General features: G+C 63.3%; 12 protein-coding genes and 1 other RNA gene. 2 read left to right on the top strand and 11 right to left on the bottom strand.

The window, feature by feature from the left end:
- Positions 1-101: 101 nt before the first annotated feature.
- The 6 genes from EOD15_RS16200 to mraZ are packed head-to-tail and all read right to left on the bottom strand — an operon-like array spanning position 102 to position 6699.
- Positions 102-1583 carry a UDP-N-acetylmuramoylalanyl-D-glutamyl-2,6-diaminopimelate--D-alanyl-D-alanine ligase gene (locus tag EOD15_RS16200; RefSeq protein ID WP_127319273.1) on the bottom strand — a complete coding sequence of 494 codons (1482 nt, stop codon included), beginning with the start codon at positions 1581-1583 and terminating at the stop codon, positions 102-104.
- Positions 1580-3034 carry a UDP-N-acetylmuramoyl-L-alanyl-D-glutamate--2,6-diaminopimelate ligase gene (locus tag EOD15_RS16195; RefSeq protein ID WP_127319271.1) on the bottom strand — a complete coding sequence of 485 codons (1455 nt, stop codon included), beginning with the start codon at positions 3032-3034 and terminating at the stop codon, positions 1580-1582. Before EOD15_RS16195 ends, EOD15_RS16200 begins: the two co-directional genes overlap by 4 nt.
- Positions 3035-3088: 54 nt before the next feature.
- A complete protein-coding gene (locus EOD15_RS16190) occupies positions 3089-4798 on the bottom strand; it encodes a penicillin-binding protein 2 (RefSeq protein WP_027034944.1) in 1710 nt (569 codons plus the stop codon).
- Positions 4795-5190, bottom strand: coding sequence for a hypothetical protein (locus EOD15_RS16185; RefSeq protein ID WP_127271473.1), 396 nt, complete (start codon positions 5188-5190; stop codon positions 4795-4797). The genes EOD15_RS16190 and EOD15_RS16185 overlap by 4 nt, the downstream gene beginning before the upstream one ends.
- A 4-nt stretch (positions 5191-5194) precedes the next feature.
- Positions 5195-6244 carry a 16S rRNA (cytosine(1402)-N(4))-methyltransferase RsmH gene (rsmH, locus tag EOD15_RS16180; protein ID WP_127319269.1) on the bottom strand — a complete coding sequence of 350 codons (1050 nt, stop codon included), beginning with the start codon at positions 6242-6244 and terminating at the stop codon, positions 5195-5197.
- On the bottom strand, positions 6241-6699 hold the full coding sequence (gene mraZ, locus EOD15_RS16175; protein WP_013530948.1) for a division/cell wall cluster transcriptional repressor MraZ: 459 nt from the start codon (positions 6697-6699) through the stop codon (positions 6241-6243). The genes rsmH and mraZ overlap by 4 nt, the downstream gene beginning before the upstream one ends.
- Before the next feature lie 410 nt (positions 6700-7109).
- On the opposite strand from mraZ, the gene EOD15_RS16170 reads away from it, so the two are divergent.
- Entirely contained in the window at positions 7110-8225 is a 1116-nt protein-coding gene (locus EOD15_RS16170) for a cystathionine gamma-lyase (protein WP_127319267.1), read from the top strand.
- 134 nt (positions 8226-8359) lie between these two features.
- Here the strand turns inward: EOD15_RS16170 and rnpB are convergent.
- The 5 genes from rnpB to EOD15_RS16145 all read right to left on the bottom strand — a co-directional run bounded on the left by rnpB (position 8360) and on the right by EOD15_RS16145 (position 11651).
- Positions 8360-8769: RNase P RNA component class A (gene rnpB, locus EOD15_RS16165), an RNA gene on the bottom strand.
- A 50-nt stretch (positions 8770-8819) separates the two neighbouring features.
- Positions 8820-9545, bottom strand: coding sequence for a lytic transglycosylase domain-containing protein (locus EOD15_RS16160; RefSeq protein ID WP_127268666.1), 726 nt, complete (start codon positions 9543-9545; stop codon positions 8820-8822).
- Positions 9546-9754: 209 nt separating this feature from the next.
- The gene (locus tag EOD15_RS16155) at positions 9755-10510 is read right to left on the bottom strand and encodes an N-acetylmuramoyl-L-alanine amidase (protein ID WP_127319265.1); all 756 of its coding nucleotides are present in this window, start codon (positions 10508-10510) and stop codon (positions 9755-9757) included.
- Entirely contained in the window at positions 10507-11226 is a 720-nt protein-coding gene (locus tag EOD15_RS16150; RefSeq protein ID WP_127268668.1) for a DnaJ family molecular chaperone, read from the bottom strand. The genes EOD15_RS16155 and EOD15_RS16150 overlap by 4 nt, the downstream gene beginning before the upstream one ends.
- A 164-nt stretch (positions 11227-11390) precedes the next feature.
- The gene (locus EOD15_RS16145; RefSeq protein WP_127319263.1) at positions 11391-11651 is read right to left on the bottom strand and encodes a hypothetical protein; all 261 of its coding nucleotides are present in this window, start codon (positions 11649-11651) and stop codon (positions 11391-11393) included.
- Positions 11652-11845: 194 nt separating this feature from the next.
- Between EOD15_RS16145 and EOD15_RS16140 the strand changes: the two genes are divergently transcribed.
- A partial coding sequence (locus EOD15_RS16140) for a hydantoinase/oxoprolinase family protein (RefSeq protein ID WP_245463683.1) occupies positions 11846-12717 on the top strand: 872 nt, incomplete at its 3' end.

The following is a 12717-nucleotide window of genomic DNA, read 5'->3' as shown; positions in this document are numbered from 1 at the left end:
CCCCGCCGGTGCGGAAGGTGATGTAGCGGAAGACATTGAAGACCGAGACCTTGTCCGCAAAATCGACGAGCAGTGTGAACATGCGCTTTTCGTCCCCCGACCTAGGTCTGTTTTCTGGCTGTCGATTCAGCCGGGAATTTGCCCAGCAGCGCATCCACCAGCTTTGCAAAACCGATGCCCTTCGACGATTTGATCATCACCACGTCGCCCGGCCTCAGCGCGGCAAGCAGCACCGGCTTCAGCTCCTCGACACCGGCGCGGTATTCCGTCTTGATCTCAGCCGGCAGCGCTTCTGCCAGCACCCGCATTTCCGGGCCGCCGAGAAAGACGGTCTGCGTGTCCGTGCCGACGATGAGGTCGGCAAGGGCTGCATGCAGCTTGGCCGAATGGTCGCCGAGTTCGAGCATATCGCCGAGCACGGCGATGCGGCGGCCCTCGCCCGTCACAGGCGTCGCGTTGAGCAATGCCATGGCAGCAGCCATCGATGCCGGATTGGCGTTGTAGCTTTCGTCGATCAGCGTGATCAGTCCACCTGGGTAGCTCGAAGTCGAGCCACCTGGGTGGCTCGAAGTCGAGCCACCGGGATGGCGCAGCACATGGCGCTTGCCGCGCCCGCGCTCGGCAGAGAGATCGGCCAGTGCTGAAGCCACCTTGTCGAGATCGGCGCCGACCAGATGCGCCGCACCCAACACCGCCAGCACGTTCTGCACCATATGGCGGCCGGGCGCGCCGATCCGCGCCGTCACTTCGTGGCCGCCGATCCTGGCGATGATGTCGGAGTGATCCGCATGCAGTTCGCATTTGGTGAGCTTGAAGGTAGAGCGCGCATTCTCGCCGAAGCCGTAGACGTGCTCGACACCGGTGGCATGAGCCATCTTGTCGAGCAGCTTGAAGCGCGCATCGTCGCGGTTGAGGACGACGGCGCCCTCGGGCTCCAGCCCTTCGAAAATCTCGGCCTTGGCCTTGGCGATCTCGTCCAGATTGCGGAAAAAACCGAGATGCGCGGCCGCGATCATGGTGACGATGGCGACATGCGGCCTCACCATTTTTACCAGCGGCCGGATTTCGTCGGGATGGTTCATGCCGATCTCGAATACGGCATAGTCGCAATCATCAGGCATGCGCACCAAGGTCAGCGGCACGCCCCAGTGATTGTTGAAGGACTGCGCCGAGGCGTGCACCTTGCCGACGGCTTGCAGCACATGGCGCAGCGCTTCCTTGGTCGTGGTCTTGCCGGCCGAACCGGTCACAGCGATGATTTTCGCGCTCGAGCGGGCGCGCGACGCAACTCCAAGCTTTTCCAGTGCGACCAGCACGTCCTCGACGACGATAATCGGCGCCGTCAGCCGGCCGAGCGACGGCAGCTTGCCTTCGGCCACCACCAGGACGCCGGCGCCGGCCTTGATGGCGGCGGTGGCGAAGTCATGGCCGTCCATCGCCTCGCCCTTGATGGCGAAGAAGGCGTCGCCCGGCTGCAGGCTGCGGCTGTCGATCGAAATGCCGGAAATGCCTTCCGGCATCGGCCCCAACGGCCGCCCGTCCATGGCGGCAACCAGCGCCTCGCAGGTCCACAGCAAGCTCATGCGGCACGCTCCGTAAGCGCCGCGCGAACTTCTTCATGATCGGAGAAATGCAAGGTTTCGGAGCCGATCGTCTGGCCTTCCTCGTGGCCCTTGCCGGCCACGATCAGCGTGTCGCCGGCATGCAGCATGGCGACCGCCTCGTGGATCGCCTGGCGCCGGTCGCCGATCTCGATGGCGCCGGGGGCGGCGGCCAAAATAGCGGCGCGGATCGTTTCCGGCACTTCGGAGCGCGGATTGTCGTCGGTGACGATGACAACATCCGCAAGCCGCGTCGCAATCTCGCCCATGATCGGTCTTTTTCCCCGGTCCCGGTCGCCGCCGCAGCCGAACACGACGATGACGCGGCCGGTCGTGAATGGGCGCACCGAGGCCAGCACGTTTTCGAGCGCGTCGGGCTTGTGGGCATAATCGACATAGACCGGCGCGCCATTGCCGGTGGTGCCGACGAGGTCGAGCCGGCCCGGGGCGCCCTTCAATTTCTCCAACGCCAACAATGCCTTGGCTACAGGTGTTCCCGTGGAAATGGCAAGACCCGCCGAAACCAGCGCATTCGAAATCTGGAAATCACCGGCCAGCGGCAGGTCGATCTCGTAGAGCACGCCATCGGCCTCGACCTCGGCCCGCTGGCGGTGGCGCTCGTGCTCGACCCGCTTCAGCCTGAGGAAATCGCCATGGCGGCCAACCGTCAGCACTTCGAGCCCGGCGGCCCGCGCCGCCTGAAAAGTCGGTGCCGACCATGGATCGTCGGCGAAGATGACGGCCGGTGCGCCTTTCGGCAGCAGCGCGTCGAACAGACGCAGTTTGGCGCGGTGATAGTCCTCGATGGTCGGATGATAGTCCATATGGTCGCGGCCGAGATTGGTGAAGCCGCCGGCCGCCAGCTTCACACCGTCCAGACGGCGCTGGTCGAGCCCATGGCTGGAGGCCTCCATCGAAGCGTGGGTAACGCCGGCATCCGCCAATTCCCGCAGCAATTGATGCAGGGCGACCGGATCGGGCGTCGTCAGCGAGCCATAATCGTTGCGCCCAGGCGCCACCACGCCGGTGGTGCCGATCGAAGCGGCGGCATAACCGGACTGCTCCCAGATCTGCCTGGTGAAAGCCGCGACCGAGGTCTTGCCGCTGGTGCCGGTCACCGCGACCATGATCTCAGGCTGCTTGCCGAAATAGCGGGCCGCACTCAGCGCCAGCGCCAGGCGCGGATCGTCGACCGCCAATACCGGGACCGACAGCCCGGCAATGGTGCTGCCCTTGCCCGCCACGATCACGGCCGCACCGCGCGCGGCGGCGTCGGCGGCATAAACGGCACCGTCGGCCTTGGTTCCCGCGAGCGCAAAGAAGACAACACCCGCTTTTACCTGGCGGGAATCCGAAGAAATCCCTGTAACCTCCAGATCGACGGAAGCTATTCCCTCGACGGGCAGGATACCGGCTAGATCTCTGAGCTTCATCGAGTCCCGTTCACCGCAACAAAATAGCGCGCTGTTGCCGGCGCGCCCTAAGAATCACTGATAGGAAACCAGCGTTGCACCATTTTCATGGCTGAAATCTGGCTTCACGCCAAGCATGGCAGCTGAACGCCTGATGATATTGCCGGCCATGACCCCCGCATTTGCGGCCGCGACATCCGTCATGCCGGGCTTTTCAGGGTGCGGAGCATCGGCAATGGTAAACACCAGATACTGCGGATCGTCCATCGGGAAGGCGGCGACGAAAGTGTTGAAATTCAAGTCCTTGGAGTAGCGGCCATTGACGACCTTCTCGGCCGTTCCGGTCTTGCCGCCAACGCGGTAGCCGGGGACTCTGGCGTTTCGGGCAGAGCCCTTCTCGGCATTGAGCGAATAGAGGTAGCGCATGCCTTCGACGGTCTTTTCGCTCACCACTTTCTTGGCGGTGGCCATCGCTTCCGCCTGCGTGCGCACCAAAAAGGTAGGGTTCATCAGGAAGCCGCCATTCATCAACGCCGCGCAGCCCACAGCCGCTTGCAGCGGCGTCGTCGACACGCCATGGCCGAAGGCGATGGTGAATGAATTGACCTGTTTCCAGACCTTCGGTTCAGTCGGACGGGCAGTCTCCGGCAATTCGGTCTGCATCCTGTCCAGAAGGCCAAGGCGATGCAGGAATTCGCGATGCCCCTCGATGCCGACCATCTCGGCTTCCCTGGCCGAGCCGATGTTGGACGAGTAGAGGAACACCTCCGGCAACGACAGCACACGGTTCTTGCCGTGGAAATCGTGAATGGCCTGATGGCCGACCCGGATTGGATGCGAAGCATCGAAGCGGCTCGCCATCGTCGCCTTGCCGGAATCGAGCGCCATGGCTGAGGTGAAGCTCTTGAAGGTCGAGCCCATCTCGTAGAGGCCCGCCGACATGCGATTCAGCCGGTCCTTGTCCTGTGCATTGTAGGGATTGTTAGGATCGAAATCCGGCACCGAGGCCATGGCCACCACTTCGCCGGTCTTGACGTTGAGCACGACAGCGCCGGCGCCCATGGCACGATAGCGCTCCAGGCCGGCGGCGATCTCGTCGCGCACCACATGCTGCACGCGCAGATCGATCGAAAGCTTTACCGGCTTGAGATCCTTGGCAATGGCAAGGCCCGATGCCTGCAGGTCGCTCAAGCCTTGCTCGTCGACATATTTCTCCATTCCGGAGATGCCCTGGTTGTCGATGTTGGTGAGGCCGACAATGTAGGAAGAGGTCTCGCCGCTCGGATAGAAGCGGCGCTTTTCGGTACGGAAGCCGAAACCGGGAATGCCGAGTTGCATGATGTCGGACTGTTGCTTGGGCGTCAGCTGCCGCTGCAGCCAGACGAAACCGGCGCCGCTCTTCAGCTTGTGGTAGGTCTGCTCATAGTCGATGTCCGGAAGCACCGTCGACAGCTTCTCGATCGCCTCGTCGGCGTCGACAATCCGGCGTGGTTCTGCAAACAGCGACGCTGTCTTGATATCCGTGGCCAGCACTTCGCCGTTGCGGTCGACGATGTCGGGCCGCGATGCCGTCACCCGGCTCTGCGGACCGCCCGACATGTCGGGGGTCTGGAAGCCGAGGTAGACCAGCCGCCCTGATATGGTCGAGAAGATACCGAAGAACACCGCCATGGTCATGACGATGCGCGTCCTGCCCTTGCCGCCGGTCGCCTTGCGGGCGCCCTCGACCACGATCGATCCATCTTCACTCGTCCTGGCGCGACGCTTCAGCAGTTTGCCGATCATTGGGCGATGCCTCCGGTCACGACGGGATCCTTACTGTCCGAAGGCGCTTGGTCGGAATTGTCGGCCATGCCGCCCTGGCGTCCCGACAGGATGTCCTGGATGTCAAGGGATTTGGCCGGCAGGTCGCCGATGCCGCCGATCTGGCGAGCGCTGACCGGCTCGAGTTCGAGCTGCGACTTGTAGAGTTCGGCGAGCTTCTGCAGCCGCGACGGCTGGGTAAGCAGGCTCCAGTCGGCCTTGAGCAGGTCGATCGTGTCCTCCTCATAGCGTATCTGCGCATGGATCTTCTGCACCGCGGCCAATTGTTCCTCGGCCTCGCGCTTGGCCTTGTAGGTAAGGGCCGCGACCGCAACCATGACGGCGATCAGGACAATGTCGCTGGTACGAAACACTTAGCTACCTCTCCCCCGGCCGGCCTGTGCCAGGAAGTGTTGGGCCGGGAAGCTTTGGAAGGCCGAAAATCGAAAAATCGCTGCTGCGCGCTGGCGCATCCGTGCGGATTGCCGCGCGCAGCCTGGCCGAACGGGCGCGCGGATTGGCCGCCACCTCGGCGTCGCCGGCAGTCACGCCGCCACCCGCCTTGCGGAACGTCGCGGTGCGGGCATGCGCCTCGGGCAAATGCCGCGAGCCGGTCGCGACATCGGCCCGGTCGGCGATGAAACGCTTGACGATGCGGTCTTCCAGCGAATGGAAGGTGACCACGGCGAGCCGTCCGCCCGGCTTCAGTGCGCGTTCGGCCGCGAACAGGGCCTTGGCCAGTTCGCCAAGCTCGTCATTGACGAAGATGCGCAGCGCCTGGAAGACGCGCGTCGCCGGATGGATCTTGTCCTTCGGCGCACGGCCGATATGCGTCTCGATGGCGTCGGCCAGTTCCAGCGTGCGCTCGAACGGGCGCTTTTCGCGGCGAGCCTCGATCATGCGGGCGATGCGCCCGGCATGACGCTCCTCGCCGAGGAAGCCGAAGATGCGGGCAAGATCGCCCGGCTTGAAGGAATTGACGACGTCGGCGGCGCTGAGGCCCGATTGCGCCATGCGCATGTCGAGCGGCCCGTCGGCGCGGAACGAAAACCCGCGCTCGGCCTGGTCGAGCTGCATCGAGGACACGCCGATGTCGAGCACGACGCCCTCGGCGCTCTCGACACGTTCGTCCAGCGTTGAGAACGGCGCCTGCACCAGCCGCAGCCGGCCGCCGGACTGCGCTTCCAGATCGCGCCCGGCCGCAATGGCATCCGGATCGCGGTCGATCGCCACCACGGAAGCGCCCGTCGCCAGAATGGCCCTGGTGTAGCCGCCGGCGCCGAACGTGCCATCGATGATGAGGTCGCCCTGCGCCGGCGCCAGTGCTTCGAGCACTTCGGCAAGGAGGACCGGAATGTGGCGGGCCGATCCGCCAACGGCGTGCCCATCGACGGCGTGAGGAAGGTCATCGCCGTGGCCTGCCGTCATTCCGGTCGCTCCCCAGGCTTCGTCCCCTGCCGAAGCTGCAAAAGCCGTGCCCGCGCCTGCGCCCCATAGGCGGCAAGCCGTCCCGGCTCCCAAATCTGAAAGAAATTGCCGCGCCCGACAAAGGCCACTTCCGCCGAAATGCCGGTGTGTTCGCGAAGGAAATCGCTCATCGTGATGCGGCCGTCCTGGTCGAGTTTCAAGAAGGTTCCGTCGCCATGGCAGAAGAACGACATATCGTCCGCCGTCTGCAGGAAAGGATCCTCGAGCGCGATGCGCTGCTCGTAGCGGTCGAGCAGATCGAGCCCGCCGACATCCATCGCCGGCAGATCCAGGCAGCGCAGCGCATAAAGTTCCGAATAGCCGCGCTTCTGCACGACCGCACGAAAATGCGCGGGAACGGACACCCGTCCCTTCGCATCGATCCTGCTCACCGTGTTTGACAGAAACCGGTCCATTAAACGCTACAGCCGCTTGCGCCGCCGCACCCCTCTCCATCTTGTCGCCCGCGCCGCCGCGGCGCGTTCCCTGCCCCGTATCAGCCTCGTCCGCACGGGGAAAAACCGGCAAACGCGCAGCCGCCGCGGCTGCCCGATTGGCGTACGCTTTACCCTGACACGGAACGAAGGCTTTGATGTCTGGATGGGATATCATGGGGCACTATGGGCGTCAACGGGATTAGGCTTCACAAACACGCGCGCCGCGACCAATGAGAGCAGCCTCGCCGACACGTCTCGTCTTTATGGACTATTAAGCCTAACGAACCGTTTAGAGCCGCCTGGCCCAACCGGACGCGCCTTGCCGAGCGCCGCTGCCGGGCATAGCGTCTCGCCACATCTCGTCGGTCGCAAACAGGGTTGGAAATTCGATGTCCGAAACTGCAAAGTCACGCGCTGCAGCGCTTCCTCACCTGCGTCGCAGCGGGCTTGCCATGGGCGATTCCATTCCCCTGCCACTGACCATGGCCGCCATCTTTCATGCGCCCGGCGACGCCACCGGTTTCAACCAGTACGGGCGATTCAGCAACCCGACCTGGGACGCGGTCGAACATATGCTGGCCCATCTGGAGGACGCGCCTTGCGTCGCCTTCCCTTCAGGAATGGCGGCAATCTCGGCGGCGTTTTTTGCCGTGCTCAAGACTGGCGACCGTATCCTGCTGCCATCGGACGGCTACCACACGACAAGAGCGCTGGCCGATCGCTTCCTCAAGCCGCTCGGCCTCGTCTACGATGTCAGGCCTACCTCGACCTTCCTCGACGGCGGCTTCGATGGCTATCGCCTCGCCTTTGTCGAAACCCCTGCCAATCCGGGGCTGGATATCTGCGATATCGCCGCCGTTGCCGATGCTGTTCACAAAGCCGGCGCGATCCTTGTGGTCGACAACACGACTATGACACCCTTCGGCCAGCGGCCGCTCGACCATGGCGCCGATATCGTCGTTGCCGCCGACACCAAGGCACCCAACGGCCATTCAGATGTGCTGTTCGGCCATGTCGCCAGCCGCAATGCCGAGATCATCGCCGCCGTGACCGGCTGGCGCGAAGTTTCCGGCAGCATTCCCGGACCATTCGAAGCCTGGCTGGTGCATCGCGGCCTGGAGACACTGGATGTGCGCTTCGATCGCATGTGTTCCTCGGCGGAAGTCATCGCGCGGCGGCTGCAGGGCCACCGGGCAATCAGCGGCCTCCGTTATCCCGGACTGGAAGGCGATCCGTCGCACAACCTTGCCCGTGCCCAGATGGAGCGCTTCGGCTTTCTGATCTCTTTCGAGCTCGCCTCGGAGGACAAGGCCGAGGATTTCATCAACAATTGCGCCTTGATGCAGGCCGCGACATCCTTCGGCGGCGTCCACACCTCCGCCGAGCGGCGCTTGAAGCGAGGCGATGCCGTTGCCGCCGGCTTCGTTCGCCTCTCGGTCGGCTGCGAGCCGGTGGAAGAGCTCTGGAAGGCAATCGAGACGTCGCTGGACAAGATCGGCGGCTGACAAATCGGCTGGCGGGCCAAGTCATCGGCCTCGATGTTGCGATGGCCGATGGATCGCTGAACAATCTTGAATCAACAGGCGCGCCCGAGGGCGCAACCTGTGAATTCAAGAGACTTCTCTTCGATGTGGAGAGAATTGCCAGCTGGCCTGTAAGCCGGGTTCTGTATGGCCCTCGCCCCTTGCGGGGCGAGAACGTGGCGGCCATTCATCTTGGGCGCATGTTGCCATGTGCCTCACGCAACCTACCCGGACGGTGAGCCGGAAACAGCCCTCGAGGGTTTCCCCTCGCACCGTCCCTATTCGGTCTTGCTCCCGGTGGGGTTTACCGTGCCGCTCCTGTTGCCAGTCGCGCGGTGGGCTCTTACCCCACCCTTTCACCCTTACCCCGAATCCGGCAAGCCGGATCGTGGCGGTTTGCTTTCTGTGGCACTTTCCCTGGGGTCGCCCCCGCCGGCCATTAACCGGCACCGTGTTTCCATGGAGCCCGGACTTTCCTCACCCACGACCTTTCGGCGTTTGCGGGTGCGGCCGCCCAGCCAGCTGGCAGAGCGTATAAAGGGGTTCACGCCCGAAAACGCAAACGAAAAAGCAGACTTATGCGGGCGATCCGAGCGCAGCCATCTGCACCTTGACCTTGCCGCAATAGGCTGCCGACACGGGGTTCATCCGCGTTGCGGCGTGGCCGGCATTGTATTTCAGGATGGTGCCGCAGGTCGTGCCCCCACCGAGGCTCCGCGCCATGGCAAGGTATTTCATGCCGTATTTGATGTTGGTGTCGGGATCGAACAGGCCCTTGGCGGAGCCGCTATAGCCCATCATCCGAGCCGTGGCCGGCTTGATCTGCATCAGGCCGATCTCGCCTGCGCCGCCGACGATGTTGGGCCGATAGTTGCTTTCGATCTGGATAACCGCCGAGGCGAGCGATACCGGAACGCCTTCGATCGCCGCATAGCGGGCAACGATAGCGGAATACTGACCGCTGCTGGCCACCGCGGCCGCCGAGGCTGCCGCGTTCCGGACACCGATCGACGCCGTTGCCGTCATGTCGACGGTTTTTCGGCCACGCTTCGTCTGCTTTCTGGCGGACTTCTTCGGCTTGGACCAGCTTGCTTTTTCCATTTTCGCGGAAGCCCGCTTCGTCGCCTTGGCGTCGTGGCCTGCCTTGCCGCTTCTGGCCTGTGGGGCCTTGCCGCTTTTCGCGGATGCCACGACAGGCCCTTGATCGGCTCGCGGGCTGAGGGGCGCGGCATCTGCGGCACTGAAGGCAAAAGTCATTACGCCGGCAGCAAGAGCTGCCGTTAAAACGGTAAATTTCTGCATGTGATCCTGTTCTGTCTGAACCGCGCGAAGATGTTCACGCAGCAACGCCTAACCAACGTCGGAACAACCCGGGGGGCTTGGGGTCCGACATCTACACGTCAGCCGTTTGACGCCCGAATTGGTGTCAAACAAGGCCAGGCAAGTCACTTTGAGTGACAGCTTGTAACTTAAGGATTGGAAAGAATTGCTTGGGAGAGGCTTCCCGGAGGTCAGCGCCTAACGGAAGCAAGCAGCCTTTGCAGCGTCCGCAGCGTCGAGCCGTCGGCAACGCCGTCCACCTTGCGCGGCCGGAAATGACGCTGGAAGGCCTCGACCACCGCCTCCGTCTGCCGGTCGAAAATGCCGGATATTTCAACGCCATAACCGTAGAGCGCCAGCATCGACTGCAACGCTTCGACGTCGCCGCCGGTATCGCCGATTGTCAGAGTGGCGCCTCGCCTGACGGGTGCGGCCGCCACGAGATGGCCGACACCGGCCTCGAACAGCGTCCGCCACGGAAACTTCTCGCCGGGATCGATCTTGCGCCCCGGCGCAACATCGGAATGCGCGAGTACCCGCTCGGCGGCGATCGAATGCCGACCGGCGATCCCGCGGCACAGCCCGATCACCGCATCGATCTGCCGTCGGGGGAAACCGGGATAGCCCAGCGAATGCCCCGGATTGACGATCTCTATGCCGACCGAACAGGAATTGATGTCGGCCCGTCCGAACCACGAACTCTTGCCGGCATGCCAGGCGCGGTCGCTTTCCCTGACCATCTGCACGATATGGCCATTCTCGTGGACGAGATAATGCGACGAAACCTCGCTGGCCGGATCGCAAAGCCAGGTCTCGGCCCCGGCGCCGGTCGCCAAACCGGTGTAGTGCAGCACGATCATGTCAGGCCTGGGCGTCTCGCGCCGCGGGCCGAAATTCGGCGATACCCTGACTTCGGCACGTGGCTCGTCGGGCAGAAAGCCGCTCATGCGTGGCGCAGGCCCCGCTCGATCATCTCGTAGGCAACGTTGATCGCCGCCACCCTGGTGGTCGCGATCTTGATGAATTCCTGAGGCAGGCCGCGCGCAATCAGCCGGTCCGGATGATTGTCGGAAACCAGCTTGCGATAGCGCTTCCTGACCTCTTCGAACGGCTTGCCGCGCTCGATGCCAAGCACGACATAGGGATCCCCGGCGCCCAGGTTGACATGTCGCGCCATGATGGTCTCGTAATGCGCTTCGTCGATGCGGAAAATCTCGGCGATGCGGTGCAGGAAATGGCCTTCGCGCTCGTGCACCAGCCCGTCGGCCTTGGCGATGTGGAACAGACCGTCGAGTATGTCTTCCAGCATCACACAATTGGAATGCCCGGAACCGCACATCTGCGCCATCCGCTCGGCATAGGTCTCGAAACCGGCCACGTCGCGCTGGGCGAGATCGAACAGACGCGCCACATTGCGCGTCTCCTTCGGCGGCACTTCGAATATTTCCTGGAAGGCGCGCACCTCGTCCTGGGTGACGATACCATCGGCCTTGGCCATCTTGGCCGACAGCGCGATCATCGCCACCGAAAAGGCGACACGCCGGCGCAAATCCGCATCGCCGGCGAAAACCGTGCGCACGGCCTCGACCACGTCGGCGACACCCGACGAGGCTGAGGATGAAACGCGGGTGATGAATTCGCCGAGGCGATCCCAAATGGACATGGCCTGCTTCTTAGAGCCACCGCCCGCTCCTATCAAGCCGGGACAGTGCCGCAGGCTTTGCGCGACAAATCGATCGGACTCGAACGCCACGGCGCTCGGACAATATGAAAAAGGCCAGCGCGAGCCGGCCTTTCTCATTCATCACACGAAGTACTGCTTGCTCACTACTGCGCGGGCGCAGGAGCTGGTGTTGCCGGAGCCGGCTCGGCAGGCTTCTCGGGTGTGATGCTCTTCGTGGTCGAATTATCCGTTGCCGGAGGCGTCGCGGCCGGCGGCGTGGCTTCCGGGGCAGCCGGCTTCATCGGTTCCTCGGCGGCCGGCGGATTGGTGCTCTGGGTGGTGGTATTGTCCGTACCGCTGTCACTGCAGGCGGCGACGCCAAGCAAGGCCAGAGCGGAAACGGACGCGAGAATGAGCTTTTTCATTTGTCTCTCCTTCAACACACGCTCACGTTGCCGTGAGCGGTCGAAGGACAAATGCGTCAGACGGCCATGAGTTTCGTAACGTTGCGTTTCGACATGTAACATCGTCTGGTTCATTTGCGATTGCCGCTCAGGCCGTGGCGAACTAACAGCATGTGCCGAACCACCGATCGAACGTAAAAGCGCCAGGGGCTGTCATGACCGCAAAATGGGATTTCTGGATCGACCGCGGCGGCACATTCACCGATGTGATCGGCCGAGATCCGGAAGGCGGGCTGCACCCGCGCAAGCTTCTCTCCGAAAACCCCGAAGCCTATAACGATGCTGCCATCCAGGGCATTCGCGACCTTCTTGGCTTGTCGTCTGGAGACACGATCCCAAGCGGCCTGATCGGCGACATCAAGATGGGCACCACAGTCGCCACCAATGCGCTGCTGGAGCGCAAGGGCGACCGCGTGCTTTTGCTCATCACCAAGGGCTTTCGCGACGCGCTGAAGATCGCCTACCAGGCGCGTCCGGACATCTTCGCCAAGGAGATCATCCTTCCCGAACAGCTCTACGAGCGCGTCGTCGAAATCAACGAGCGCGTGCGCGCCGATGGCCGCGTCGAACAATTGCTCGACATCGCCGCCTGCAGGCCGGCGATCGAACAGGCCAGGGCCGATGGCATCGATGCGGTCGCCATCGTCTTCATGCACGCCTGGAAATACCCCGACCACGAGAAGGCGGTGGCAAAAGTCTGCCGCAAACTTGGTTTCAGCCAGGTCTCCGTCAGCCATGAGGTCTCGCCGCTGATCAAGCTGGTCGGCCGCGGCGACACCGCGGTGGTCGATGCCTATCTGTCGCCGATTCTGTCACGCTATGTGCAAAGGGTTGGCCAAGAGCTCGGCGTCCTCTCCCCCCTCGAGGGGGGTGAGGAACGATGGGCCGAAGGCCGAGAAAAAGCCAACGATTTGGCTTTTTCAGCGACGAACGCCCGAAGCCATAGCGAAGGGCAGTCGACAAAGCGGCCAGAGGGGGTCCTCTCAGAAGGCACCGCCACGACGTCGAGCCCGGTCGATCCGACCCC

The organism is Mesorhizobium sp. M7A.T.Ca.US.000.02.2.1 (genome assembly GCF_003996995.1).
Classification (GTDB): domain Bacteria; phylum Pseudomonadota; class Alphaproteobacteria; order Rhizobiales; family Rhizobiaceae; genus Mesorhizobium.
This window is presented reverse-complemented; position numbering and strand designations above follow the sequence as displayed.